This window comes from Amycolatopsis sp. cmx-11-32 (assembly GCF_047608695.1).
Classification (GTDB): Bacteria; Actinomycetota; Actinomycetes; order Mycobacteriales; family Pseudonocardiaceae; genus Amycolatopsis.
Map to the genome: position 1 here is coordinate 202,814 of NZ_JADNQN010000002.1, position 24,394 is coordinate 227,207.

26 protein-coding genes, 1 tRNA gene and 1 pseudogene are annotated in these 24,394 nt (G+C 67.5%); 12 read left to right on the forward strand and 16 right to left on the reverse strand.

What is annotated here, in order from left to right; genetic code table 11:
• Window positions 1-300: 300 nt before the first annotated feature.
• The 3 genes from ACM6LR_RS05520 to ACM6LR_RS05530 all read left to right on the forward strand — a co-directional run bounded on the left by ACM6LR_RS05520 (window position 301) and on the right by ACM6LR_RS05530 (window position 3,783).
• Window positions 301-2,469: a transglycosylase domain-containing protein gene (locus tag ACM6LR_RS05520; RefSeq protein WP_414943286.1), complete on the forward strand. Its 2,169-nt coding sequence runs from the start codon at window positions 301-303 to the stop codon at window positions 2,467-2,469.
• 231 nt (window positions 2,470-2,700) lie between these two features.
• Window positions 2,701-3,681, forward strand: coding sequence for a metallophosphoesterase (locus tag ACM6LR_RS05525; protein WP_414936973.1), 981 nt, complete (start codon window positions 2,701-2,703; stop codon window positions 3,679-3,681).
• Between the two features lie 28 nt (window positions 3,682-3,709).
• Window positions 3,710-3,783: transfer RNA gene (locus ACM6LR_RS05530), tRNA-Pro, on the forward strand.
• Between the two features lie 503 nt (window positions 3,784-4,286).
• On the opposite strand, the gene ACM6LR_RS05535 is transcribed toward ACM6LR_RS05530, so the two are convergent.
• Window positions 4,287-4,979 (reverse strand): methyltransferase domain-containing protein, encoded by a 693-nt coding sequence (locus tag ACM6LR_RS05535; RefSeq protein ID WP_414936972.1) that lies wholly within the window; start codon window positions 4,977-4,979, stop codon window positions 4,287-4,289.
• Window positions 4,980-5,018: 39 nt separating this feature from the next.
• Between ACM6LR_RS05535 and ACM6LR_RS05540 the strand changes: the two genes are divergently transcribed.
• Window positions 5,019-6,863, forward strand: coding sequence for a prolyl oligopeptidase family serine peptidase (locus ACM6LR_RS05540; protein WP_414943287.1), 1,845 nt, complete (start codon window positions 5,019-5,021; stop codon window positions 6,861-6,863).
• A 215-nt stretch (window positions 6,864-7,078) separates the two neighbouring features.
• Here the strand turns inward: ACM6LR_RS05540 and ACM6LR_RS05545 are convergent, their stop codons facing one another.
• From ACM6LR_RS05545 to ACM6LR_RS05570, 6 genes are all read right to left on the reverse strand, one after another.
• Window positions 7,079-7,264 (reverse strand): 2-hydroxymuconate tautomerase, encoded by a 186-nt coding sequence (locus ACM6LR_RS05545; protein WP_414936970.1) that lies wholly within the window; start codon window positions 7,262-7,264, stop codon window positions 7,079-7,081.
• Between the two features lie 9 nt (window positions 7,265-7,273).
• On the reverse strand, window positions 7,274-7,900 hold the full coding sequence (locus ACM6LR_RS05550) for a TIGR03085 family metal-binding protein (protein WP_414936969.1): 627 nt from the start codon (window positions 7,898-7,900) through the stop codon (window positions 7,274-7,276).
• 62 nt (window positions 7,901-7,962) lie between these two features.
• Window positions 7,963-9,348: a glutamate decarboxylase gene (locus tag ACM6LR_RS05555; protein WP_414936968.1), complete on the reverse strand. Its 1,386-nt coding sequence runs from the start codon at window positions 9,346-9,348 to the stop codon at window positions 7,963-7,965.
• Between the two features lie 72 nt (window positions 9,349-9,420).
• Complete coding sequence (locus ACM6LR_RS05560; RefSeq protein ID WP_414936967.1) at window positions 9,421-9,897, reverse strand: Dps family protein; 477 nt, start codon at window positions 9,895-9,897, stop codon at window positions 9,421-9,423.
• Window positions 9,898-9,955: 58 nt separating this feature from the next.
• Complete coding sequence (locus ACM6LR_RS05565; protein ID WP_414936966.1) at window positions 9,956-10,378, reverse strand: organic hydroperoxide resistance protein; 423 nt, start codon at window positions 10,376-10,378, stop codon at window positions 9,956-9,958.
• A gap of 137 nt (window positions 10,379-10,515) precedes the next feature.
• The gene (locus tag ACM6LR_RS05570) at window positions 10,516-11,091 is read right to left on the reverse strand and encodes an NADPH-dependent FMN reductase (protein WP_414936965.1); all 576 of its coding nucleotides are present in this window, start codon (window positions 11,089-11,091) and stop codon (window positions 10,516-10,518) included.
• 148 nt (window positions 11,092-11,239) lie between these two features.
• On the opposite strand from ACM6LR_RS05570, the gene ACM6LR_RS05575 reads away from it, so the two are divergent.
• Window positions 11,240-12,286: an alpha/beta hydrolase gene (locus ACM6LR_RS05575; protein ID WP_414936964.1), complete on the forward strand. Its 1,047-nt coding sequence runs from the start codon at window positions 11,240-11,242 to the stop codon at window positions 12,284-12,286.
• Window positions 12,287-12,620: 334 nt separating this feature from the next.
• Here the strand turns inward: ACM6LR_RS05575 and ACM6LR_RS05580 are convergent, their stop codons facing one another.
• Both ACM6LR_RS05580 and ACM6LR_RS05585 read right to left on the reverse strand, forming a co-directional pair.
• Window positions 12,621-12,863, reverse strand: a complete 243-nt coding sequence (locus ACM6LR_RS05580) for a hypothetical protein (RefSeq protein WP_414943288.1) — start codon at window positions 12,861-12,863, stop codon at window positions 12,621-12,623.
• A 188-nt stretch (window positions 12,864-13,051) separates the two neighbouring features.
• Window positions 13,052-14,494 carry a catalase gene (locus ACM6LR_RS05585; RefSeq protein WP_414943289.1) on the reverse strand — a complete coding sequence of 481 codons (1,443 nt, stop codon included), beginning with the start codon at window positions 14,492-14,494 and terminating at the stop codon, window positions 13,052-13,054.
• 195 nt (window positions 14,495-14,689) lie between these two features.
• On the opposite strand from ACM6LR_RS05585, the gene ACM6LR_RS05590 reads away from it, so the two are divergent.
• On the forward strand, window positions 14,690-15,835 hold the full coding sequence (locus tag ACM6LR_RS05590; protein WP_414937130.1) for an MFS transporter: 1,146 nt from the start codon (window positions 14,690-14,692) through the stop codon (window positions 15,833-15,835).
• Window positions 15,836-15,903: 68 nt separating this feature from the next.
• On the opposite strand, the gene ACM6LR_RS05595 is transcribed toward ACM6LR_RS05590, so the two are convergent.
• Together ACM6LR_RS05595 and ACM6LR_RS05600 are read right to left on the reverse strand one after the other, a co-directional pair.
• Window positions 15,904-16,275 carry a hypothetical protein gene (locus ACM6LR_RS05595; RefSeq protein WP_414936962.1) on the reverse strand — a complete coding sequence of 124 codons (372 nt, stop codon included), beginning with the start codon at window positions 16,273-16,275 and terminating at the stop codon, window positions 15,904-15,906.
• 60 nt (window positions 16,276-16,335) lie between these two features.
• A pseudogene (locus ACM6LR_RS05600) lies at window positions 16,336-16,725 on the reverse strand (RtcB family protein); the annotation flags it as partial.
• A gap of 60 nt (window positions 16,726-16,785) precedes the next feature.
• Between ACM6LR_RS05600 and ACM6LR_RS05605 the strand changes: the two are divergent.
• The 6 genes from ACM6LR_RS05605 (at window position 16,786) to ACM6LR_RS05630 (ending at window position 20,759) form a co-directional block, all read left to right on the forward strand.
• Window positions 16,786-17,976, forward strand: a complete 1,191-nt coding sequence (locus tag ACM6LR_RS05605; protein ID WP_414943290.1) for a hypothetical protein — start codon at window positions 16,786-16,788, stop codon at window positions 17,974-17,976.
• A gap of 155 nt (window positions 17,977-18,131) precedes the next feature.
• On the forward strand, window positions 18,132-19,373 hold the full coding sequence (locus ACM6LR_RS05610) for a helix-turn-helix domain-containing protein (protein WP_414943291.1): 1,242 nt from the start codon (window positions 18,132-18,134) through the stop codon (window positions 19,371-19,373).
• Window positions 19,374-19,435: 62 nt separating this feature from the next.
• On the forward strand, window positions 19,436-19,669 hold the full coding sequence (locus tag ACM6LR_RS05615; RefSeq protein ID WP_414943292.1) for a hypothetical protein: 234 nt from the start codon (window positions 19,436-19,438) through the stop codon (window positions 19,667-19,669).
• A gap of 86 nt (window positions 19,670-19,755) precedes the next feature.
• Complete coding sequence (locus tag ACM6LR_RS05620) at window positions 19,756-19,911, forward strand: hypothetical protein (protein WP_414943293.1); 156 nt, start codon at window positions 19,756-19,758, stop codon at window positions 19,909-19,911.
• A gap of 342 nt (window positions 19,912-20,253) precedes the next feature.
• Complete coding sequence (locus ACM6LR_RS05625; RefSeq protein ID WP_414943294.1) at window positions 20,254-20,505, forward strand: hypothetical protein; 252 nt, start codon at window positions 20,254-20,256, stop codon at window positions 20,503-20,505.
• Window positions 20,502-20,759: a hypothetical protein gene (locus ACM6LR_RS05630; RefSeq protein ID WP_414943295.1), complete on the forward strand. Its 258-nt coding sequence runs from the start codon at window positions 20,502-20,504 to the stop codon at window positions 20,757-20,759. Before ACM6LR_RS05625 ends, ACM6LR_RS05630 begins: the two co-directional genes overlap by 4 nt.
• Window positions 20,760-21,306: 547 nt before the next feature.
• Here the strand turns inward: ACM6LR_RS05630 and ACM6LR_RS05635 are convergent.
• The 5 genes from ACM6LR_RS05635 to ACM6LR_RS05655 are packed head-to-tail and all read right to left on the reverse strand — an operon-like array spanning window position 21,307 to window position 24,381.
• Window positions 21,307-21,642: a hypothetical protein gene (locus ACM6LR_RS05635; RefSeq protein WP_414943296.1), complete on the reverse strand. Its 336-nt coding sequence runs from the start codon at window positions 21,640-21,642 to the stop codon at window positions 21,307-21,309.
• On the reverse strand, window positions 21,639-22,397 hold the full coding sequence (locus tag ACM6LR_RS05640; RefSeq protein ID WP_414943297.1) for a hypothetical protein: 759 nt from the start codon (window positions 22,395-22,397) through the stop codon (window positions 21,639-21,641). The genes ACM6LR_RS05635 and ACM6LR_RS05640 overlap by 4 nt, the downstream gene beginning before the upstream one ends.
• A 6-nt stretch (window positions 22,398-22,403) precedes the next feature.
• Complete coding sequence (locus ACM6LR_RS05645) at window positions 22,404-23,252, reverse strand: hypothetical protein (RefSeq protein ID WP_414943298.1); 849 nt, start codon at window positions 23,250-23,252, stop codon at window positions 22,404-22,406.
• The gene (locus tag ACM6LR_RS05650) at window positions 23,249-23,596 is read right to left on the reverse strand and encodes a hypothetical protein (protein ID WP_414943299.1); all 348 of its coding nucleotides are present in this window, start codon (window positions 23,594-23,596) and stop codon (window positions 23,249-23,251) included. Before ACM6LR_RS05650 ends, ACM6LR_RS05645 begins: the two co-directional genes overlap by 4 nt.
• Before the next feature lie 26 nt (window positions 23,597-23,622).
• Window positions 23,623-24,381 (reverse strand): hypothetical protein, encoded by a 759-nt coding sequence (locus tag ACM6LR_RS05655; protein WP_414943300.1) that lies wholly within the window; start codon window positions 24,379-24,381, stop codon window positions 23,623-23,625.
• Window positions 24,382-24,394: the final 13 nt, after the last annotated feature.

Here is a 24,394-nt window from a genome sequence, read left to right on the forward strand (position 1 = left end):
GCCTGCGCTCCTGCCCCCATGAGCGTGTCTCCCTTGTGCTCACGTCGGTTCAGCCGACACCTCCCCGGTGCCGGTGCCTCCGTTCGGTCGAATGCGACTGCCGCTCGCACTCACCCGTCTGTCGGCTTTTTCATACGTGAGACGTTGACGGACTGTAGGGGCCCTCGGTTCCCCCCGCCAAGCCCTAGGATGCCTCCCATTACCAGCCGTCACCAAATGGGGTCGATTTTGTGACCGGATCCGCACCGACAGCGAGGTGACGTCACGGTGGGCTAACGGGATCCGCGTACCCTGGTCCGCGTGCGCAAAACGGACGGTCTACTGAAGCTCCTTGGCCTGTGTGTGCTCGCGGGGGTGCTGGTCGCGGGAATGCTGTTCCCGGTGGCGGGCGCCGCGGGCGTGATCTCCAACCAGGCGAGCGAGACCGTCGACAAGACATCTTCGGATCTTGCGGACATCCCGCCGCCCTTGGTGACGACCGTCACCGACAACACCGGCAAGCAGATCGCGACGCTGTACAAGCAGTTCCGCGTCCCCACCACCGAGACCCAGATCAACGACGCCATGAAGTGGGCGCTGATCTCGGTCGAGGACAAGCGCTTCTACGAGCACAACGGGGTGGACTGGAAGGGAACGCTGCGCGCCGCGGTCAGCAACACCACCGGCGGGGACACCCAAGGCGCGTCGACGCTGACGCAGCAGTACGTCAAGAACTACCTGATCAACGTCGTCTACCGGGACGACAAGCCGGGACAGAAGCGCGCACAGGAACAGTCGATCGCCCGGAAGCTGAAGGAAGCCAGGATCGCGATCCAGCTGGAAACCAAGCTGAACAAGATGCAGATCCTGACCGGATACCTGAACGTCGTCGAGTTCTCGCGCGAGATCTACGGCGTCGGCGCGGCCGCGAACGCGTACTTCAACACGCCCGTCGAGAAGCTCACGGTGCCGCAAGCGGCGTTGCTGGCCGGTCTGGTGAACAACCCGAGCTTCAATGACCCGTGGAAGAACCCGGCGAGGGCGACCGAACGCCGCAACCTGGTGCTGGACCGCATGGTCGACAACCAGAAGCTCGCGAAGGCGGACGCGGAACGGTTCAAGGCCGAGCCACTCGGCGTCGTCGAAGGCGGCCCGCAGAAACCGGCGCCGAACTGCACCGGCGCCGGTCCGGAGAACGGTTTCTTCTGCCAGTACGTCGAGGACTATCTCCTCGAGGCCGGAATGACGAAGGACGACCTCTACACCGGCGGTTACCAGATCAAGACCACCTTGGACGAACGGGCGAACCACGAAGCCAAGATGTCGGCCGAAGCCCAGGTCAAGAAGACGCAGGACAACGTCGCGAACACGCTCTCACTGGTGAAACCGGGCAAGCAACGACACGAAGTCGTGGCGCTGGCGGCGAACCGTGACTACGGGCTTCACGAAGACCAGGGCCAGACGACCTTCGCGTTGCCTTCCGGCGTCTACAACACCGCTGGCGCCGGCTCGGCGTACAAGGTCTTCACCGCCGCCGCGGCTCTGGAGGCCGGTGTGGCTGGGATCAACAGCTCACTCCCGGTGCCCGACTTCTATACCTCCAACGTATTCACCGGTGGTGGCAACAAATGCGCCCCGACCGGGCCGCCGCTGCGCTCTCGCTGGTACTGCCTCGGCAACGCGGCTGACTACAACCCCGCCGGTGGGTCCATGTCGCTGCAGCAGGCGCTGGCGACCTCGCCGAACACCGCGTTCGTGATCCTCGAGGAAAAGGTTGGGAACACCGGGCCGATCGTGGAGATGGCACGCAAGCTCGGCATGCGCGACACCATGGCCAGCAACCTCGGTGGCGGCAACGTCGACCCGAATTCCACCAACCGGGGGGTCAACATCAGTCAGCAACAGGCTTTGGGGCCGGGCCCGAACTCGGCGGGTACCGGTGCTTTCACCCTCGGGGTGAGCCCGCTGTCCGGCTTGGAACTGGCGAACGTCGGTGCCACGATCATGAGCGGTGGCGTCTGGTGCCCGCCGACCCCGCTGGCCGGTGTCACCGACCGGGACGGAAAGCCGGTGCCGGTCAAGGAAGCCGCCTGCGAGCAGGTGGTCCCCGAAGGTCTCGCCAATACCCTCGCGGTCGGCATGAGCAGGGACAGCGCACCCGGCGGCACATCGTTCGGTGCCGCGAATGGCGTCAGGTGGAACCGGCCGGTGATGGGTAAGACCGGGACCACACAGAGTAACGGCTCGGGATCCTACCTCGGGGCCACTCCACAGCTCGCGGGCGCGGCGATGGTGTTCCGCCCGAAGGGTGGAAGTGGCGGTCTCTGCTACCTCGGCCCGGGTAACGTGACTACCCGCGGCTGCGAGAACATGTTCGGCGGGAAGACGCCGGCGCAGACCTGGTTCGGGGCGATGTCGAAGATCCTCGAAGGCCAGGAAGCGCTGCCGCTGCCGCAGCCGGACCCGAAGTACATGGGCGGCGGACGCTGACTCCTCGATGTCACTTTCACCAGCGCAAATCACGATGAGTAATATTAATATAACTTTGAGTGAGTAACCGGCGGCCTAACGGGGAACGGCGATCGACGGAATCATGTCACCTGATCCCCACACCCCGCTCCGACCACGGAAAGTGAAGAAAAGAGGCCATTCCAGCGATTTTTCGCCATCGCCGGAATGGGGGCGAACGATCACCCCGGACGAGCACGTAAACTGGACAGTGTGAGCACGCTCAGTAACAGCAGCAGTTCGGGAAAGACGGTACGGCACTTGGCCGTGGGAACCGTCGCCCTGGGAGCCGCGACCCTCGGTTACGCGGTCGGGATCGAAAGGCGCCGGTGGACGCTTCGCACCGCGGAGCTCCCGGTCCTCGCGGCAGGGGCGAAGCCCTTCACGATCCTCCACATCTCGGACCTGCACATGCTCCCCGGTCATGTGAGCAAGCAACGCTGGGTAGCCGCGCTCGACGAACTCGAACCGGACCTCGTCGTCAACACCGGTGACAACCTGTCACATCAGCAGGCCGTCCCGTCCGTGCTGCGCGCACTCGGCCCTCTGCTCAACCGGCCCGGAGTGTTCATCTTCGGCAGCAATGACTACTACGCACCGAAACCGAAGAACCCCGCGCGCTACCTCATGCCAAAAGGCAAGAAGAAGCGGATCCACGGCGAACACCTGCCGTGGCGCGACCTCCGCGCGGCCTTCGTCGAACACGGCTGGGACGACCTGACCCACGTCCGGCGCACCATCGAGGTCGCCGACCAGTACGTCTTCACCGCCGGCGTCGACGACGCCCACCTCCGCCGCGACCGCTACGCCGACATCGCAGGCCCCGCCGACACGGGCGCCGCGGTCCGCATCGGCGTCACCCACTCCCCGGAACCTCGCGTCCTCGACGAGTTCGCCGGAGACGGCTACGACCTCGTCCTCGCGGGCCACACCCACGGCGGGCAACTCCGCGTGCCCGGCTACGGCGCCGTCGTCACCAACTGCGAACTCGACCGCGCCCGTGCGCGGGGCGCGTCCCGCTGGGGAGCCCAGATGTGGCTCCACGTCTCCGCCGGACTGGGCACCTCGCCGTACGCCCCCGCCCGCTTCGCTTGCCCTCCCGAGGCCAGCCTGCTGACGCTGGTCCCACGGGGTACGACCAGCGCCGATCACCGGAAAGCATCCCCCCGCAAAGCCCGAAACACCGTCCGCTAAACTTCTCCTCGACCCGCTAAGAAGTATCCGGGGTGTGGCGCAGCTTGGTAGCGTGCCTCGTTCGGGTCGAGGAGGTCGTGGGTTCGAATCCCGCCACCCCGACGTTGGATCGAAAGAGCCTTGCTCGCACGTTTGCGAGCAAGGCTCTTTCGCGTCGCGGGGCAACTTTGCTTGAGATGGGCCTTGGTGTCCCCCAGGGCGCTTCGTGCCGCCAAGGCTTTCGCCGAACATAGCTCGATGTCCCCAATGCGGCATTGGGGACGCTCAACGTCTCCAATGTGCGATTGGGGACATCAGCGGCCCTGAGCCCAGCCAGCGGGCGACATTGCACCCCGCCTCACCGAAAGCACGCGGGCAGCCCCCGCCGCTCCCAGGGGGGCGACCCCGGACCCAGCGTATCGGTGAGGGGCGTCGGGACTGGGCGAAAGAGGGGGCGGCGGGGCTGGTTGTCCACAACGGCGGGTGGGTGTGGACAACCGGGGCCCGCCACTCGCCGTAGGGTTCCCAATCCCTCATTCGAGACGCTGAGTGCCCCCAATGAGGCATTGGGGACACCGGCGAGCGCGAAAGAGCGCCAGCGAGCGCCAGTGAGGCGTGGCCCGACATCACCGGGTGGCCAGAAGCTCCGTCCAGCACTGGGCGAAGTCACCATCGCCGGATCGCGCCCAGGACCAGGCCGAGCGGGCGGCCGAAGCGAGTTGGTCGCGGTCCGGGGTCGTCGCGGTTTCCAGTGCCGTCACCAGCCGTGCCTCCACGTAGGTCGCCAACGCCCGGTACGTCGAGTCCGTGCGGTAGCGGGTTTTCGTTCGCACGTCGGTGAAACCGGCGGCGGTGACCGCGGCGGGGATCGCTCGTCCGGCGAACGGGTCGCCACCCGCGCGGCGGCACAGCAGATAGTGCCCGCGGAGGGCGGCGTCGACGTTCGCCGTCTTCGGCCGGAGCCGTGCCCGACTCCAGTCCGATGTGGACAGTGCGAGGGAGCCGCCCGGTTTGAGTACCCGCCAGATCTCCGCCAGAGCGGCGCCAGGTTCCTTCAGATGCTCGAAGACGGCGTGCGCGAAGATCACATCCACCGAAGCCTCGGCGAACGGCAGCGCGCACGCGTCCGCGGCCAGAAAGTCCACTGTGGACTTTCTGTGCCCGGCACCGATACCGAGGGTGATCGAACCCGGCCCGCAGCCGACGTCGACAACCCCCATCCCCGGCCCGAACAGCGGTTGCGCGAACACGGCCCGTTCGACCGCCTGGCGCGCTGACCGCGCGGACACCGCGGCGCGCGGCGCGTTTCCCTCCAGCACCCCGCACACAGTACGGCTCCGGAGTGGCAGGATCGAGGGGTGAGCACGCAGCCAGGCAACAAATATCCGTCCGCGGCGGTCCCGGACCGCCTGTTCGACGACGCCGAAGCCGAGGCAAGGTGGCGGGCCCGCTTCCGCGCGCCGCGTATCTCGGTCCCCGAGTGGGCCATCGACGCCCCGGACGCGAACGTCTACGTCTCCAACGCCAGCGGCGTCTGGGAGGTGTACTCCTGGGACCGTGCGACCGGTGAGCATCGCCGCGTCACCGACCGGCCCGCCGGGACCATGCACGCGACCCCGTCCCCCGACGGCCACTGGATCTGGTGGTTCGACGACACGGACGGCGACGAATTCGGTTCCTGGGTCCGCGAACCGTTCACCCCGGGGGCCGCCGCCGAGCGCGCGGTGCCGGACGTCCACGACGGCTACCCCGCCGGACTCGAGATCGGCACCCGCGTGGTCGCCGTCGGTGTCTCGACCGACGACGGCAGCGAACTCTTCGCGCACATCGACGGGGAGACCACGAGCTTCTACCGGCATGACGACGACGCCGGGATCGCGTCGCTGTCCCGTGACGAGTCCCGGCTCGCGATCTCCCATTCCGAGCACGGTGATTCGCGACACCCCGCGCTGCGCGTCCTGTCCACCGACGGCTTCGCCGCGGTCGCCGACAAATGGGACGGCGAGGGCAAGGGCCTCGGCGCGCTGGAGTTCTCGCCGGTCGCGGGCGACCAGCGGTTGCTGGTGCTGCACGAGCGGCGCGGGCGCGAGGAACTCCTGATCTGGGACGTCGCCGCCGACACCGAGCGGGAAATCGAACTCGACCTGCCCGGCGAGGTGGTCGCCGGCTGGTATCCCGACGCGCACGCGCTGCTGGTCGTCCACTTCCACCAGGGCCGCAGTTCCCTTCACCGGTACGACCTCTCGAACGGCGAATTGTCCTCTTTGGACACGCCGCCGGGCCGCATCGGCGGCGCCGGGGTGCGACCCGACGGCACGGTCGAGTACTCGTGGTCCAGTGCCGCGCAGCCGACGGCGGTGCGCGCGCGGACCGTCGACGGCGCCGACTCGGTGCTCCTCGAACCGCCGGGCGAGCGGGCGCCGGAATCCGCGCCGGTCACCGACGCGTTCGTCGACGGGATCGGCGGGCAGATCCACGCGCTGGTGTCCCGTCCGGCCGACGCGCCGGAAGGCCCGCTCCCGACGGTCTTCTCCTTGCACGGCGGGCCGCATTCCGCCGACGAGGACCGGTTCTCCGCTTACCGTGCCGTCTGGCTCGACGCCGGTTTCGCCGTCGTCGAGGTCAACTACCGCGGCTCGACCGGCTACGGTTCGGCCTGGCGTGACGCCATCGAGGGCCGTCCCGGCCTGACCGAACTCGAAGACGTCGCCGCCGTACACGACTGGGCCGTCCAAAGTGGACTCACGGATCCGGCGAAGTGCGTGGTGAACGGTGCTTCGTGGGGCGGTTACCTGAGCCTGCTGGCGCTGGGAACCCAGCCCGCTCGCTGGGCGGCCGGGATCGCCGGAGTGCCTGTCGCGGACTACGTCGCCGCGTATGAGGACGAGATGGAGCAGCTTCGCTCGTTCGACAGGGCGCTGTTCGGCGGTTCGCCGGAGACGGTGCCGGCGGTATACCGGGAATGCTCGCCGATCACCTACGTCGAGGCCGTGACGGCGCCGGTGCTGGTACTCGCCGGGGACAACGACCCGCGCTGCCCGATCCGGCAGGTCGAGAACTACCTCGACAGGCTCGCGAAGCGGGAGACGCCGTTCGAGTTCTACCGTTTCGACGCGGGCCACGGGTCGCTGGTGATCGCCGAGACGGTCAAGCAGACGGCGATCGAGGTGTCCTTCGCGCTGCGGGCCGTCGGGCTTCGCTGACGTGTTGTGAACGGACCTTTCATAACAGCTCTGTCAGGGTCCCGGCAAAGTCCCTGAACTCCTGTTGACCAAGCTCCGCAACGGTGTGACCCGCGACGACGCAGGACTTGGGACACTCAACGTCCCAAGTCCTGCATCGTCAGCCTCATACAGCGGCGAAGAGCCGCCTGACCCGCAAGAACTCGAAAAGTCCGTTCATAGCATCGGCGGCTGGGTCAGCGCTCGGAGAAGAGGGTCCCGCCGGACGCCCAGTGTTCGGCGGGGATCTCGTTGATGGTCACCCAGACACCTTCGGGATCGCCGCCGCAGGTGCGGGCGAAGGCGTCGGTCACCTCGCGCACGAGGGCCTGCTTCTGCTCGGCCGTGCGACCGGGGAACATCGAAACACTGATCATCGGCATGGCCGAACTCTAAAGCCCTCGGTCGTGCTTCCTGAGCCTGTCCACCGCGTAGGCGTCGCCTTCGAAGGTGAGCCGGGCGGCGTCGCGGCCGAAGACGAACAGCAGCAGCTCGATCGGCGCACCGATCACGGTCACCGTGTCGGGACCTTCCTTCACCCGCGCCTCGCGGCCTTCGGGGGTCTTCAGGATCACGCCGACCGGCGATTTCCGCAGGTTCAGCTTCGACGCCTGCTTCGCCGATTTCCACGCCGCGGCATCCCGCGAGGACTCGGCAGGACGCGGCTCCCAGCCGGGCTGCCCGCGGCGGACGTCCTCGTGGTGCACCAGGAACTCCGCGCTGTTGGTCAGCTCGTCGAGCGCGCCGATCGACGTCGGCCAGAACCAGGCGGGGCCGGACCGCACCTTGCCGACGACGTCGGCCCACGGCCGCGCGGCGAAGGAGTCCTGCACCCGCCGCGTGTACGACGCCAGCGCGGGCACCAGGATCCCGGGCATCGCGTCCGGCCGCCGCTCACGCACCAGCAAGTGTGCCGCGAGATCCCGCGTCTTCCAGCCCGTGCACAGGGTCGGCGCGTTCGGGCCGACCTCTTCGAAAAGCTGGCTCAACGCACGACGTTCGTCTCCGGCGACTCCCATACCCCCCGACGTTACGCGCCGGTAGGGCCACGGGAAAACCGGCGTGACGCAAGGCACCCGGCTCAGTGATGGAACGCGGTCCGCGGTCGCGGGCGGTGATCGAGATCGGGCAGTAGCCGCCGGAGGTCGGCGAGCAGCAGATCCGCGAGGTCGTGCGTGAAACCGTTGCGCACCACGATCCTCAGCACCGCGAGATCGGTCCGGTGCGCCGGGAACGTGTACGCCGGGACCAGCCAGCCACGCTCGCGAAGCCACCGTGACACGTCGAAGACGTCGATGCCCTCGACGTCTGCCCTCGTCGTGAAGGCGAACACGGGCAGCTGATCGCCGCGCGTCAGCAGTTCGAACGGGCCCAGCTCCGCGATCCCGTCGGCCAGCTGAGTCGCCACGTCACGCGAAGCCTGTTGCACAGCACGGAAACCTTCGCGCCCGAGCCGGACGAACGTGTAGTACTGCGCGGCCACCTCGGCACCGGGACGCGAGAAGTTCAACGCGAATGTCGGCATGTCGCCACCGAGGTAGTTGACGTTGAAGACCAGCTCTTCCGGCAACGCCGCCTTGTCGCGCCACACCACCCAGCCGACGCCGGGGTAGACCAGCCCGTACTTGTGCCCGGAAGTGTTGATCGACGCTACCCTCGGCAGGCGGAAGTCCCAGACCAGCTCCGGATCCAGGAAAGGCGCGATCATCGCGCCCGAAGCGCCGTCGACGTGGACCGGGATATCCCAGCCGGACCGTTCCTGGAGCCCGTCGAGTGCCGAGGCGATCTCGGCGACCGGCTCGTAACTGCCGTCGAAAGTGGACCCGAGGATCGCGACGACGCCGATGGTGTTCTCGTCGCACCGGGCGATCGCCTCGTCCGCGGTGAGGTGGAAACGGTCGCCTTCCATCGGCACCAGCCGTGGCTCGACCTCCCAGTACTCGCAGAACTTCTCCCAGCAGACCTGGACGTTCGCGCCCATCACCAGATTCGGCTTCCCGGTGCGTCCCAGCTTCGACCAGCGGCGCTTCAGCGCCATCCCGGCGAGCATGCAGGCCTCGGACGACCCGGTGGTGGAACAACCCATGATCGCGGTGGGATCGGGCGCGTGCCACAGATCGGCGAGGATGTTCACACAGCGACGCTCGAGCTCCGCGGTCTGCGGGTACTCGTCCTTGTCGATCATGTTCTTGTCGACGCATTCGGCCATCAGCTCGCGGGCCTGCGGCTCCATCCACGTCGTGACGAACGTGGCGAGGTTGAGCCGGGCGTTACCGTCGAGCATCAGCTCGTCGCGCACCAGCTGGAGCGCGGTGTCGGGCGGGAGCGGCTCTTCGGCGAGGGAGTCGTGCGGCAGGCGGATGCTCGCGGCGAGCGCGGGGTACGCGCCGGCGTGCAGCGGGTTGGCCCCGCCCTTGCGGTCCGAATCGGTGGCCTGATCGGCCGCGGTTCCCTTGTGCAGCACCATGGGTCGAAAGTAGCGTCTCGTGAGTGGTAAGGACGCTCAGAACCGTCCTTACCACTCGCGAGGTGGAAGGGGTCAGGCCTGCTGGGCCTGCCACATCCAGTGCGCCTTCTCGAGTTCCTGGGTGATCGCGATGAGCAGGTCCTGGGTGACCAGGTCGCTCTTGTCGGTCTCGTCGATACGCTTGCGCAGCCGCTCGATCAGCGCCGCGAGGATGTCGACGATCGCGCCGACGGTGGACTCGACGGACTGCCAGTTGTCGGGATACGACGGCAGGCCGGAACTCTCCACGACGGCTTTGGCCTGGCCGTTCGGGGAGATACCGATGGCGTTGGCGCGCTCGGCGACCTCGTCGACGTACTGGCGCGCGGTGGCGACCAGTTCGTCGAGCTGCAGGTGCGCGCTGCGGAAGTTCGCGCCGACGACGTTCCAGTGAGCCTGCTTCGCGATCAGCGACAGGTCCACGAGGTCGACCAGCGTGGCCTGCAAGGCGTTACCGGTGATCTCCCTGTCGGCTTCGCTCAGCGGACTCTGGATCGGGGACTTGCCCATTTTCGGTCTTCCTTTCAGAAATCAGCCGGTTCGGGAAATGGACCCGCCGCGTGCGGGATCAGACCGACGCGGACAGCGCGACCTCGATGTTGCCCCGGGTCGCGTTCGAGTAGGGGCATACCTGGTGCGCCTGCTCGACGAGTTGGTCGGCCTGCGCCTGCTCCAGGCCGGGCAGTGAGACCTTGAGCGCGACGCCGAGGCCGAAGCCGGCGCCCTGCTTGAGCACGCTGACCTCGGCGGTGACGGTCGAGCCGTCCAGCTTCACCTTGGCCTGGCGCGCGACGAGCTGCAGCGCGGAGTGGAAGCAGGCCGAATAGCCCGCGGCGAAAAGCTGCTCGGGGTTGGTCTTGTCCCCGCCCGGCCCGCCCATCTCCTTCGGGATCGCCAGCGACTCGTCGATGACGCCGTCGGCGGAAGTGACCTCACCGTTGCGGCCGTCGCCGCGAGCGGTGGCCACAGCGGTGTACAGAGCCTCAGCCATTCTTCGCCTACCTCCTGGTCTCAAAACACGCCCCGTTGAGCGTCTCTCTGGTGCCAACGTCCCGCCACCGCGAAACCTTGCCACCCATGGCAGGCATCACGCCCGGAAATTACCCGGACGAGGACCGAAGCAAACGATCAGTGAGCGACGCGACCGAGCGCGAACTCGGCGACCTGGCTTCCGATCAGGCGAAGGGTGCGGACCGACTTGTCGTCGGAGGCACCGTCGGCTTCGTCGAACTTCGTCTCCGCGGAGTTGATCGAACCACCCAATGGGGTGGCCCAGCCACGCAACGCGTGCGTGATCGTGCGCAGCTGCTCCAGCGTGGTGACCGCGGCCTGCCAGCCGTACGCGACGGCGGCGAGGCCGACCGCGCGGCCGTCGAGGTACGGGCGAGCGTCGTCGCGCAGGTCCTCGACGTAGTCCAGGGCGTTCTTGACCAGGCCGGACAACGCGCCGTGGTAGCCGGGCGAGACCACGATGATCCCGTCGGCGCGGCGGATCGCCTCGACCAGCCGCACCGCCCGTTCGTGCCGCTCTTCCGACGAGGTGTCGTAAAACGGCAGCACCAGCCCAGGCCCCGTGATCAGCTCGGTGGTGACTCCGACCTCCGCCGCGCCACCCAGCGCGATGCGCAGCGCGCGCTCGGATTGGGAACCGTCCCGCAGGGAGCCGCCGATACCGAGGACATGAACCGCGTTCGTCGAAGTCACGATTTCGAGGCTAACCCCTCTACTTGAGTGGAGAACCAGGATCAGGAATGGAGGCCTGAGTCACACTCGTTCGCCGCAACGGCCCCATTTCCCGCTGGACGGCATACCTACTCGAAAGTAACCTGACGGGAAGTCCTCAGGAGGAAGCATGGCGATACCACTCCAGATCCGTGCCGAGGCCGCGTTTTCGCAGCTGGCGTTCTGGCTTCCGAGGCCTGCCAGAAGGGCCATCGCCGGACCGCCGCTCCGCCTGGACGGCCAGGAACTGGCCCTCGACGCCCAACTCCTGCTTCGCCTGCAGAAGCTGGCGAAGGCTTCCCTGGTTCGAGGAAGCGTCGAAGAGTCACGCAGCCTGCTCCTGGCGAGCAGGCACCTGGTCAGCGGGCCGACGATCGAGCCGGTCGCCACCAGGGAACTGCTCATCCCGACAGGCGACGGTGACGTGCCCGCCACGCTCTACACCCCGGCCGGGCTGCCGGATCCGTCCGGGCTGCTGGTGTTCTTTCACGGCGGCGGCTGGGTGGTCGGCAGCCGCGTCTCCCACGACAACACGGTCCGCTATCTGGCGAAGCAGGCCGGCGTGCGGGTTCTTTCGGTGGAGTACCGGCTCGCGCCGGAGACGCGGTTCCCCGGCGCCACCGAAGACGCGATCGCGGCCTTCGAGTACGCCTTCGCGAAGGCACAGGGACTGGGCGCCGACCCGGCCCGCATCGCCGTCGGCGGCGACAGCGCGGGCGGGAACCTCGCGGCGGTGACCGCACAACAGGCGGTGAAACGCGGCAGCGGGGTCCCGGCGTTCCAGCTGCTGTTCTACCCGGCGACCGATTTCACCGTGCGCCGCCGTTCCCGGGAATTGTTCGCGGAGGACCTGTTCCTCACCGATTCCGACATGACCTGGTTCGAAGGACATTACGTGCCGAAGGGCACCGATCTGTACAACCCGAAACTCTCCCCGCTGCACGGCGACGTTTCCGGACTGCCACCGGCGTATATCGCGACGGCCGGTTTCGACCCGCTTCGCGACGAAGGTGAGGCTTACGCGGAGAAATTGCGGAAAGCCGGGGTCCCGGTGGCCCTCAGTCGCCAGCCGGACCTGATCCACGGGTACATCAATTTCCTCGGCGTCGGGCAGCGGTTCCGCGAGGCGACGGCCGAAGCGGCGGGCGCTCTGCGGCTCGGGCTCGCTCCGAAATAGCGAACGGCGAGGCTTCCTCAGGGCACTCCGCGCCCGATCGGGACTTCACCGCGCGACAGCCGAACACGGCCGGGACCCGGGTGCGGAGGAATTTCCACACCCGGGTCCCGGCCCCCCATATCGTGGCCCGCCGCCCTGCACGGCGAACCAGACGACTCCCGCGGTCCAGGGCGCGGGGAGTGGAACCGGCAGCGGCGGGACAGGTAGTCCGCCGAGCAGGGCTTTCACCAGGTCATTGACGGTCTTCAGCGGTCCGGGCAGGTCCGGGGTGTCGGTCTGGATCCGGTAGCGCTTGCCTGCGGCGACCGCGGCAGTCGTCCGGCCATGCTGCCTTTCATTCCTCACCTCCCTGGCCACTGAGACCTACCGAGGTAAATCGATACCCGCCGTATCGAAGGAACACCACCCGATCACCGGTTTGAACCGTTTCCCAACCCTTACCTGCCGGATTCATTCCGAGTGAAGACTCCCATAATTGATTAACGTCGAAATCTTGTTCCTCCCCCTGAAGATCATCTTTCTCGCACTCTTTCATGACCACCCGTGACCGATCGACACGGCAGTGCGGTTCGTTCACCCACAGTGGTGTAACCGATGATCGTTTGGCTTCATCACTCCGTCGGACAAGCGTGTCGCATTGCTCCACTCGGGTTGTCCCCGGCTTCACCTGCGAGCAGGGACATGGAAACGCACCCGGGGCGCGGGGAATGACGCGCGCCGGGTGCGTTCCGGTGGTGGGAGCAGCCTCTCGAAAGAGAGGTCGTTCTACTTGCGGAAGGCGTCCGCGACCTTGTCGCCGAGGTCCTTGTCGACGTTCCGCCAGTACTCGAAGACGCGCTCGAGCACCGGCTGCGAGACGTCGTTCGAAGCGTGGCCGATGATGTTGTTCGCGAGCCGCTCACGCTGCTCGTCGTCCATCACCTCGCGCACGAGTGTGCCCGGCTGGCCGAAGTCGTCGTCCTCGGCGTGGAGCTTGTACGCCGACCGGATGACCTCGTCCTCCACGCCGTAGCTCGACGCGGTCTCGGAGCCGATCTCCGCGCTGGCGTGCGGGCCGCCATAGGAGTTCGGCGCGTACACCGGGTCGCCCGGGTTGTTGTAGCGCATCGCGCCGTCGCGCGAGTAGCTGTTCACCGGGGACTTCGGCGCGTTGACCGGCAGCTGGGTGTAGTTCGCGCCGATCCGGTAGCGGTGCGCGTCCGGGTACGCGAACAGGCGGCCCTGGAGCATCTTGTCCGGCGACGGGCCGATGCCCGGCACCAGGTTGGACGGCTCGAACGCGGCCTGCTCGATCTCCGCGAAGTAGTTCGCGGGATTGCGGTCGAGCACCCAGCGGCCGACCTTGATCAGCGGGTAGTCGCCCTTCGGCCACACCTTGGTCAGGTCGAACGGGTTGAAGCGGTAGTCCGCCGCTTCGGCGTAGGGCATGACCTGGACGTACAGCGTCCAGCTCGGGTGGTTGCCCTTCTCGATGTTCTTGAACAGGTCACGGATGTAGTAGTCCGAGTCCTCGCCCGCGATGCGGTCCGCGTCGGCCTGCGGCAGGTAGCCGATGCCCTGGTCGGTCTTGAAGTGGTACTTGACCCAGAACTTCTCGCCGCCGGCGTTCTCCCACAGGTAGGTGTGCGAGCCGAAGCCGTCCATCTCGCGCCAGTTCGACGGGATACCGCGGTCGCCCATCAGCCAGGTGACCTGGTGCGCCGACTCGGTCCGAAGCGTCCAGAAGTCCCACTGGATGTCGTGGTCACGCAGGTGGTTGTCGGCCCGGCGCTTCTGCGAGTGGATGAAGTCCGGGAACTTGATCGGGTCGCGGATGAAGAACACCGGGGTGTTGTTGCCGACGAGGTCGTAGTTGCCCTCGGAGGTGTAGAACTTCAGCGCGAAACCGCGCGGGTCACGCCAGGTGTCGGGTGAGCCGTTCTCCCCGGCGACCGACGAGAAACGGGCCAGGCTCTCGGTGCGCACACCCGGCTGGAACAGCGCGGCCTTCGTGAACTGGCTGACGTCCTCGGTGACCTCGAGGAAGCCGTGCGCGCCTCCACCCTTGGCGTGTACGACGCGCTCGGGCACGCGTTCGCGGTTGAACTGCGCGTTCTTCTCGATCAGGTAGTGGTCCTGGAGCAGGATCGGGCCGTTGGCGCCCAGTGTCAGCGAGTCGTTGTCGCTCGCGACGGGGATGCCCACGTTGTTCGTGGTCGGCAAGGTCACGCAGGTGCCTCCTGTTTGGTGGTGGTACGTCCACTCTCTCGCTTATTCTGGAATCAGTCAAGAAAACACTGTGAATCGGGTGCTGCCGCCACGGCGAAATAAAGTTGCACACGCGTACCAAGTTGAGTTCTCATCGGACTTATGGCCCTCGCTCCGTACCGTCGCGTGTTGGCCGTGCCCGGAGTTCCCAGCTCGATGCTGCTGATGTTCCTGGCCCGGCTCCCGATGACGGCCATGGGCGTGACGATGACGCTGTACGTGGTCACCGACCTCGGCCGCGGCTACGGCGCGGCCGGACTGATCGGCGCGGCCACCACGCTCGGCAGCGCGTTCGGTGCGCCGCTCGTCGGCCGGTACGTCGACCGCTATGGGCTGCGGCCGGTGGTCGCGATCTGCGGGCTGGTCTCGACGACTTTCTGGATCAGCGCACCGCATCTGCCGTATCAGGTGCTGCTGGTGGTCGCGCTTCCCGCGGGGGTGCTGTCGGTGCCCGCCGGGACGCTCGCACGGCTGGTGCTCACCGCGCTCGTGCCGCTGGAGCAGCGACGGGCGGCCTACTCGCTGGACACGATCCTGGTGGAGGCGTCGTTCATGATCGGGCCGTCGGCCGGGATCATGGCGATCACCCAACTGCCCGCGGTCTACGCGCTCACCGGCATCGGAATCTGCTTCGCGCTTTCGGCGACGCTGATCTACCGGATGAACCCGCCGATCCGCGCCGAGGCCGACGCCGAGGTGTTCACCGGCGAGCGGCCGACCGTCCGGAGCTGGCTCACCGGACGGCTCGTGATGGCGATGTTCATCGCCGCCGGCGCGCTGTTCTGCCTGGTCGGCATGGAACTGGCCGCACTGGCGACGGTGCGCGCGAGTGGCGACATCGCCTGGTCCGGGCTGCTGATCACGGTGATGTGCATCGCCTCCGTCCTCGGCGGGGCGATACACGGGGCGGTCCGGCGGTCGCTTTCCCAGGGCACGCTGATGGTGCTGCTCGCGGTGCTCACGCTGCCGGTCGGGCTGGTCGACCACCCGTGGTGGCTGCTGGCGATCGTGCTCTTCCCGAGCAACGTGCTGTGCGCCCCGACGCTGGCGGCGAGCACGGAAACGGTCAGCGCCGCGGCGCCACCCCGGGTGCGCGGCGAGGCGATGGGACTGCTGGACGCGGCCGGCCGGATCGGGCTGGCGATCGGGAGCCCGATCATCGGGTTCGTGATCGACCACTCCAGCCCGGGCTGGGGGTTCGCGGCGTCGGCGGTGGGCGCGCTGGCGATCGCGTCACTCGGCCTCTTCTGGCGACGCTCCCGCACCCCTGCCGCCCCGGTACCCGCGCTCACCTCCCCCTGACGCAATTCGTCCTCTAGTTGCGGTGGTTCGCTCTCGAACTACCGCAACTAGAGGACGAAATGCGGGGTTTAGGCGCAGACCTTGCGGAGGGCGTCGACCCGATCGAGGTTGCGCTTGGTCCAGTCCGCGACCTTGCCCGCGTCCTGGATGTTCTCCTTCTGGACCTGCAGGTACGAGTCGGCCATGCCGGTGAGCGCGCTCGCCACGTTCTGCTCGCCGACGCTGGTCGCCAGCTCGCGCAGGCGCTTCTCCTTGTCCGCGGCCCGCTCCTTGATCGTCGCCGGGTCCGGATTGAGGTCGACGAGGCTGAGCGCCTCGGCGCAGGCGCCGACCTTCGTCGCGGCCTTGTTCGTCTGATCGACCGCGTTCGTGACCTCGCTGCAGCCCGCCAGCGCGAGTCCGGCGGCCGCCAGGAGCGCCGCGATTCCCAACCTCTTCATGATGACCAGAGTAGCGAGAACGTGGGTGGTATGTCGGGTTCCCGGCATACCACCCACGGTTCAGCCCTTCACGCAGACGACCTGCTTCAGGTGCGCGACCACCTCGACGAGGTCGGTCTGCGCCTTGATCACCGTTTCGATGTCCTTGTACGCGGCCGGGATCTCGTCCACCACCCCGGAGTCCTTGCGGCATTCCACCCCGGCGGTCTGCGCGACGAGGTCTTCTGCGGTGTACAGCTTCTTGGCCTTGTTCCGCGACATCCGGCGGCCCGCGCCGTGCGACGCGGACTGGAAGGACGACGCGTTCCCGAGGCCACGCACGATGTACGAACCGGTACCCATGCTGCCCGGGATGATCCCGAGGTCGCCCGAACCCGCGCGGATCGCGCCCTTACGGGTCACCAGCAGATCGACGCCGTCGTAGGTCTCTTCGGCGACGTAATTATGGTGGGTACAGAACCGCGCTGACCAGCACCGGAGCCCCGAATCTGGGGCAGATCTGGGGCAAACATGCTCGCGTTCGACCTCTACCGGCCGCGTGTTCGGCCGGCGTTGGCCGTTGTCACCGACCCGCCGGTCGCCCGGTTCGCGCGGGCGCCGTACCTCCGCGCCGTCGCGGCTTACCTGGCGGTGCGCGCCCTCGGCGTGGCGATGCTCGCCGTGATGGCGGCGCCGCGCGACCTGCCGCTGCTCGAGCGGCTGAGCGCGTGGGATGGCTGGTGGTACCTGCAGATCGCCGAGCACAACTACACCGGCGTGGCCGAACCTCTCGACGCAGCGGGGGAGCTTTTCCCTGCTGCGCCAATGGGTTTCTTCCCGCTGTACCCCGGCGCCATGCGGGTACTCGGCGAGATTGGCTTGCCGCTGTTAGCGGCCGGGTTGATCGTGTCGACGGTCGCCGGCGTCGTCGCCGCGTGCGGCCTGCAGCGCATCGGCGAACGTGTCGGCGGGCAGCGCGTGGGCCTGGTCCTCGTCGTGTTGTGGGCGGGCGCGCCGATGTCGATCACGCAGTCGATGGTGTACACGGAAAGCCTGTTTGTGGCGCTCGCCGCGTGGTCGTTGGTCGGGGTGCTCGAGCGCCGGTTCGGCATGGCCGCGGTGTGCTGCGTATTCGCCGGGCTGACCCGGTCAACCGCGGTCGTCCTGGTCGCCGTCGTGGTGGTCGCCGCGGTGCTCGCTGCCGTGCGCGGTCGCGGCCGCGAGCGGTGGCGGCTGTTGGGATGGGCGGCGATCGCGCCCGCTGGGTTGGCCGGCTACTGGTCGTTCGTCGCAGTGCGGACGGGGAGCCTGACCGGGTGGCAGGACATCGAGCGGCGCGGGTGGGGCGTTGAGTGGGACTTCGGGCGCGAGGCTGCCGAGTACACGGTGCGGCTGCTCACCCGTGAGGGCAGCCGGTTCGAGACGCTGGTGTTGTTCGTGACGGTCGCCGCGGTGGTCCTCGGTGTGGTCATGATCGCCAACCGGTTGCCGTGGTCGCTGGTCGCGTACGGGATCGGCGTCGCCGTCCTCGCGATCGGCACCGCCGGGTTCCCTCAGATGCGGGCGCGTTTTTTGCTGCCCGCGTTCGTGCTGCTGCTGCCCATCGCCGTCGGCCTCGCGAAACGTCGCCCGTCAACGGCGGTCGCCGCGGCCGGAGCGTTCGTCCTGTTCGGCTGCTGGTACTCCGCGCACTCGCTCACCGCGTGGAAGTACGGCATCTAGTCGAGGTCTCGCCACTCCATCCTGTCCAGTCGTCGCGACTCTCTGTAGCGAGGCTGTGCAGTATCGTGGGTGCTGTACCTCTTCGCGGAGGGAAGCCCCCGGTTTGGCCACCGGGGGCACGCGAAGGGGGCGACTCCGCGAATGAGGGATGCAGCATGTCCGACTCGACCAAACCTGACGGCCGGTCTGACGAACTCCGGCGATTTGGCGCCCGAGTCCGAGAGATTCGGAAATGGCGCGACCTGAGCGTCCGCACGACTGCCGACCTTGCCGGGCTCTCCTACGGCTTTGTGGCCAAGGTAGAGCGAGGCGAGCGACCGGTGAATAACCGGCAAACGCTCGAGGCATTGGCGCTCGCATTGCGAGTTGATCCGGGCGAGTTCACCGGCGTTCCCGAAAGGGCAGGGCGTGCGACAGTCGAGTCATACGATGCCGCGAACACGCTAGGCGACCTACTCAGTGGCTGGTGGGTCGGTGAGGTTCCAGACGCTCCCGGTCGACCCTTGCCAGAGGTTCTATCCGATCTGATGTCGTTTCACGACTCGCGGAACCGTTCAGGAAAGGCCGGTGCCGGAGACTATCCGACCCAAGTCGCGAGGCTGGCACCGCTGATTCGTGACCTTCTCGCGGTCGCTGCCGACCCGGCAATCGGCCGCCAAGCTCTCGCGCCATTGTTGACCGCATATCACGTTGCAGGCAGCATTTCCGCACGGCTTCGCGTGCCGAGCATGCCGTCGATGGCCGCGGAGCGAATGAAGCAAGTAGCTGAACTGCTGGACGATCCGGTGTGGCAGTCGGTCGCGGCTTGGGGCCGGGCACATTTCATCTCGTCTTCGGACCGACCACGACAGTACGAACTCGCCGTGTCAGCTGCTGATGGGGCGCCGTCGGATCGGCTGGAGACACGGGGTATGGCGAACCTCACCGCGGCACTGGCCGCTGCAGCGCAAGGTAAGCGCGATCTCGCCGAGACCCATCTGTCGGAAGCTGCCGCGCTCGCCGAGCGAATCGAGCCGGACGTTTCGCCATGGCCTGCAGGGATCATGCAGTTTGGCCGAACGAACGCGGGCATCTTCCGCGTTTCGATCGGCGTCGAGCTGGGATATGGGCCTCGCGTCGCCGAGATCGCGGCTACGGTACGTCCGGAGACGATCTCCGCTGCGCGGGCGGCGGCGTTCTGGACGGACTTCGGGCGCGGCCTGATGGAGACCCGTAAGCATCGCGATCAGGGAGTAGGCGCGCTCCTGAAAGCCGAGTCGTTGGCGGCGGGGCAGGTGTACCGCAACCAATTCGTTCGCGCGGCGGTTTCGCACGCTCTCCCCACGGCACGCCGCGACGCGGCCGGCCGCAACCTGCGAGGTTTGGCATGGCGTATGGGGCTTGCCCCAACCGGGTGAAGTAGACCGTTTGTGTCCCATCGGGACACAAACGGTCGCCACTCACTCTTAGTTTCTCCGCCGTGACTACACGGGGATGGCGGATCGAGCGTCCGCAGAAGATCAGGGACGTCAATGGCCGACCGGCCTTGATCACGGTCGGTGTCGTGCGGGACCACAGCGACCATTTCCGAGTAGCTCTTGCGGTCAGCAACGGTCCCACGCTGATCCTCAAGCCTGAGCAGCGCGACGTGCTGGCGGCAAATCTTGATGCCGCTCGCGATGGCGCGGAACGCCTCGGACGGAACGCCCGGTGATGGCTTGCGCACGCCCCACCATGAAGGGGTGGCGGCGTGTCCGGGAGTTGACCGGTGTTGGCCTCACGGGGCAGCCGGTCGACATCTTGACCGGCGTAGTGGAGACCGCCACGGGTCCCTCTCCCGCCCTGCTGGTCGGGGTGTGTGGGCTCGTTGTCGACGAGATGCTCGTCGAGGGCCTGTTGACGGCGCTCAAGCAGGCGATCGAGGACGCACGCGACGGTGGTGATCCGTTGTGGTGAGGCATCGCTGCACGGGGCGGCGCCGGCTGTTCGGTCGGCGCGGCCTCGTCCGGGTAGAGCCTCCTGTTGAGGTCCCGTGTGTCGCGGATGAGTACGAGTGGCGGCAGTTCGCGGGAACGTCCCACCTGTATCCGGTCGCGCGGCTCGCCGATGAGTGGGCGACGATCGTGGTTGCGTGGTGCGAGCGACAGCGGCTGTGGCCTGTCGGGCATGAGGTGGGTGAGGTCGGCCGGATGCGCCTCGACGCGCGGCGCCGGGCCGTGGTGGGCGCCTGCGAGGACTGTGGACACCTGCAGCGGTTGGCGCACATGGACGCGCGGCGGCGCGCACGGGAGGCGAGCCGTGCACGAGCGTGATCGAAAGCTGCTCGCCGGGTTGGCGCGCGTCAACGCGGAGGTTGGGGATGTGACTATCGCCCTGCTCTCGTCGCAGCCGGACGACGCGGAGTATGCCGCGGCGCTGCGCCAAGTCGGTACCGACCTTGCTCGGGTAGGTGCGTCGTTGATGTACCGGGCGCACGAACTCGACGGCAAGCTGATCGATCCCGGCGACACCCTGACCGACCCTGTAGCGCAGGAAGGCAACTCGCCGTGACCGCGGTCGAGGTGGGCAGTTACGAACACTTCCTCGCCGAGGTCGGCGCGGGGCGTGTGTGGATTCTGGGGTTGGGCGCCGGGGCCGGGTCCGCCGAGATCCTCGTCGGCGCCGGCGGGGTCAACGCGGAGGAATTCACCGACCGGGGCTACCTGTACTACGCACTCGACAACGGCGACGTGCGGATACACGGCGGCCACGTGTCGCTCACCCGACCGGTGGCAGGCCACGGCGAGATGCCGTCACCAGCCTGACCGCCCCGAAGAAACTCCCGGCGTCGCGCAATCCCTCGAGCGACGTCGGGCCGCCCGGTCAGTCGTCCTCCCCAGGGCTTATGGGCTGACCGGGCACCTAACACCCCGTCGTTGGCCGTGTTCCCGACGGCGGGGGGCCTGGTAGCACCGGGCCCGACAACTGCCCGTCGCCGCTCACAGGCATGCGATTGGCGGCGGGCGCCGGGGGCGGGGTGGCAAGTGTCCCGCCCCCGGCAACCCCTATCCGGAAAAACCGAAATACGAAAGTGGCAATGAAGGCTAACCCCGACGGAACATCGCAGGATGGCAACTACACCGACGAACAGAAAGCGCAGCACCTCGCGAACTACGGCACCGAATTACCGGACATCCCTTGCGAATGCGGGAACAAGAATTGTGACGGGAGCTGCGCGTGATCATCTATTGGTGGCGGGTCGGCTGAACCGCCCGGCGGTCGACCCGGCGCGGGGCCGACAGCGCCGGGCATGAAAGCGGCCGCCCCGCGCTGCCCGTCGGAACGGGCGGCGCGGGGCGGCCGAGGGTGTGGTCAGGTGCGCGGGGGCGGGTCGTCGATGACGTCCTGCAGTCGGGCGGGGTCGCCGCCCTGTGCGGCGATGTGGGCCTGCAGGTCATCGAGCCACTCAGTGAGGTCGGTCGTGTTCCGCGGTGCCCGCCATGTTCCGATGGCGGCGAGGACCAGGGCGATACCGGCCGCGCCGGACGGGCCGACGTCGAACCCGACGGCGTCGAGGATGGACGCGATCCCGACCCCGGTCGCGCCACCGGCGACGGCGCCGATCAGTTTCCAGAACCGGCGGGCGACGGCGACGAGCCGGGCGCCGAGGCCGGGTTCGTCGACCGGGCCACCGTGCTGCGCGGTCACGCGATCGCCTGAATGAACACCGACACGGGCGAGGCACACGAGTACCGCAGGTGGACCTTGGTCGTGCCGCGCGGAATCGGGATCACCTCGCCTTCCTTGATCTCGGTACGCCACCGAACCGGGTCACCGCCGGTGCCCTGACCGGGAACGGCGCTCCAGTTGTAAATGTGACCGCCGTGGATCACGGACTTGGACGCGAGGATGAGACTCACGTCAGCGTTCGGCGGGACGGCGAGAACTTCCTCGTTCTCACCCATCGCAGCGGGCAGGGTTGCCATGTTGTCCTCCGTCATCAGAATGCGGCCGGTGGGCCGGGGCGGGTTGGGCGGGTTCGGGGCGCCGGCGGCGCCGAGGTTCCACAACACGGTGGAATCCGCGCGGGAACCGGCGACGACGGACACGTGCACGTGCGAGGTGTGCGGGTTCTTCCCGTTGTAGGGCCTCCATCCGCTGCCGGGTGTCCAGATGCGCCGATTCCAGATCACATATTTGAGCCGCGGGTCAGCGTGCGTGGTGAGCCGGTCGGCGAGCCACTGCCCGTCAAGGTCGCCGGGATCGTGGGTGAAGTCCCGCGCGCACACCTGGTACCGCCCGGCGCTGTTGCGGTAGTCGTTCGGGTTGTGGTCCGAGAATCGGGCCGAGTGGTCAGCGTCGCCGATCGATCCGTCGGACGCGCGCGAGCGGTCCGACGCGATCGCGTCGACCTGACCGAGCAGGATGTCGAGGGAGTAGGCCGGATACCAGGGTTTAGCCATAGGTCCTCACTTTCTGGAATTCGATGGGAGTGACGGGGTGGTGCCGGGCGGCGGGGTGCTCGGATAGGTGGTCACGACGCAGGTAAAGACGTCCGCTGTGCCACCACCGCCGGTGGAAACGGCCAGTTGCGCGAACGTTCCGCCGCGCGGACACAGCGCATCCGGGTTGTCGCGCAGGTAGGCGGCGAACGCGGAGTGAATTTCCTCGGCAGTGGGTGGGCGGCCGGGGTCGCCCGGATCCCCTTTCTCGCCCTTCGCCCCCGGCGAACCGGGCTCACCGGCTTTCCCCGGTTGACCTGGTTGCCCGGTCTCGCCTTGCGGACCGGCGGGGGGCGGGCTGGTGGCCAGATATCCAGCGACCGCGGTAGAGATCTGCAGCGGCGTTGGGCCCGGCGGGCTCAGCGGGTTCGCCGCGAAATACCGGGCGATCGCGCCGCCGAGTTCAGCCGCGCTTGGACGGGTATCGGGCAGTGACGCCAACACCCGCGCGGTGGCGGCTCCGACGATCACGTCTGTGTCCGGGGCCTGCCCTGGTTGCGGGATCGCGACGGTCGCCTGTCCGCGCGCACGGAGTTCGGCATTGGCGCGGTCGCCGGCGGACTTCGCTTCGTTGGCCTGCGTGCGCAGGACCGACACCGCCGCATCCGTGCTCGCCTGAGTGTCGTACAGCCCCGTCAGGGCCCACACCGCACCGGCGGAGACCACCAGCGACAGCAGCGCTACCGCCACGGCCAGCCGCGGCCAAGTGTGGCGCCACACCTCACGCCGCGCGGTGACGGCGGCGGACTCGTCCGCGCCTTCACGCACAAGTGCCAAACCCTCGGCGAGCTTGTCGTCACGCTCCTGACGCGTCATGGCGCCAACCTCCCGTCCCAGCCCCGGCGGTGCAGCTCCGCCTCGAGTTGCCTAATCCGCCCCTGCAGTTGATCGATCCGCCCCAGTAGTAGGTCGTTCTTTTGTTCGGCCTCGTCCAAGTCGGCTTGAGTGGCGTCGCGCCACTCACGCAGGATGGATTCACCGGCCGAGGTCTTTTCCACGGTCGGCGGCGGATCGGGCGCTTTCCCGATCCGGCCTTTGGCCTTCTCGACCCAAACGGGACTTTTCGCGGCGACGTAAGCGACCAGCAAGGTAACCAGGCTTGTCGCGGCATAGACCCACCACGGGGATCCCGGCGGGATCGCTTCAGCAGCAACGGACACCGCACCCCCTCGACCCGTAGATCACGTCACTGTCGCATGTAGACGCCCTCGATTTGACAGAACGTGGCGCCCGCGCCGCCGGTATCGAGGGAGCAGGTCAAGTCCACGGTGACGTCGTTATGGTCAAGGAAGGCTGAGATATCGAAAGGGCCTTGCGTGTTTCCGGAGTAGGCGGTTTGTGTCCACGTGCCCACGGTGGTGTCGTTGAACTTGAGCCGGTAACGCGGGACATGTGCCGACCCTGCCGCGCGCCCCCATGCCCCGGTGATCTGGACGAACTTGTGCAGCACGGATGCGTTGCCACGCCACAGGATCTTTTCGGTTCCAAGTGCCCCGTTGTCGATCCACATATCGTTGTAGGTGTAGCCGAGTCCGGGGTCGACTACGTCTTCTTGATGGGTCACGAACCTGGCGTACATCGGGATGGGCAGCCACGGGCGGGCCATCCCGCCGGAACCGGCGGCGTTGTCGGAAAAGAGAATCACGTTGTTCTGGTCGCGCATCGCGAAAAATGGTTGCCCCGCGAAGTAGTTTGATTGCAGCACAACGGTTCCGTTCTCACGGTTCAGGTTGAACACCTGTTTTCCGTCGCTGTTCGGTCCGACGTAGAGGATCTGCGTTCCCTGGTCGTCGACCACCTTGAGAAAACTGTCGTCGAGCAAGGTGATGCCGCCTCGGCGGATGATCGCCGAGGTGAGGCCGGACAGTTTGCGGAACGCCTCAAGCGCCCGCTCGAGCTTGGATACCCGGTCGACCAGGTTCGACGGCTGGTTGAGCTGCCCCACAGTGCGTGTTCCC

Excerpts from the sequence above, each read along its gene's own strand:
- ACM6LR_RS05610 (WP_414943291.1), top strand. The coding sequence starts at position 18,132 with ATGTCCGACTCGACCAAACCTGACGGCCGGTCTGACGAACTCCGGCGA.
- ACM6LR_RS05645 (WP_414943298.1), bottom strand. The coding sequence starts at position 23,252 with ATGACGCGTCAGGAGCGTGACGACAAGCTCGCCGAGGGTTTGGCACTT.
- ACM6LR_RS05575 (WP_414936964.1), top strand. The coding sequence starts at position 11,240 with ATGGCGATACCACTCCAGATCCGTGCCGAGGCCGCGTTTTCGCAGCTG.
- ACM6LR_RS05565 (WP_414936966.1), bottom strand. The coding sequence starts at position 10,378 with ATGGCTGAGGCTCTGTACACCGCTGTGGCCACCGCTCGCGGCGACGGC.
- ACM6LR_RS05550 (WP_414936969.1), bottom strand. The coding sequence starts at position 7,900 with ATGGGAGTCGCCGGAGACGAACGTCGTGCGTTGAGCCAGCTTTTCGAA.
- ACM6LR_RS05545 (WP_414936970.1), bottom strand. The coding sequence starts at position 7,264 with ATGCCGATGATCAGTGTTTCGATGTTCCCCGGTCGCACGGCCGAGCAG.
- ACM6LR_RS05595 (WP_414936962.1), bottom strand. The coding sequence starts at position 16,275 with ATGAAGAGGTTGGGAATCGCGGCGCTCCTGGCGGCCGCCGGACTCGCG.
- ACM6LR_RS05605 (WP_414943290.1), top strand. The coding sequence starts at position 16,786 with ATGCTCGCGTTCGACCTCTACCGGCCGCGTGTTCGGCCGGCGTTGGCC.
- ACM6LR_RS05590 (WP_414937130.1), top strand. The coding sequence starts at position 14,690 with ATGCTGCTGATGTTCCTGGCCCGGCTCCCGATGACGGCCATGGGCGTG.
- ACM6LR_RS05640 (WP_414943297.1), bottom strand. The coding sequence starts at position 22,397 with ATGGCTAAACCCTGGTATCCGGCCTACTCCCTCGACATCCTGCTCGGT.
- ACM6LR_RS05555 (WP_414936968.1), bottom strand. The coding sequence starts at position 9,348 with ATGGTGCTGCACAAGGGAACCGCGGCCGATCAGGCCACCGATTCGGAC.
- ACM6LR_RS05560 (WP_414936967.1), bottom strand. The coding sequence starts at position 9,897 with ATGGGCAAGTCCCCGATCCAGAGTCCGCTGAGCGAAGCCGACAGGGAG.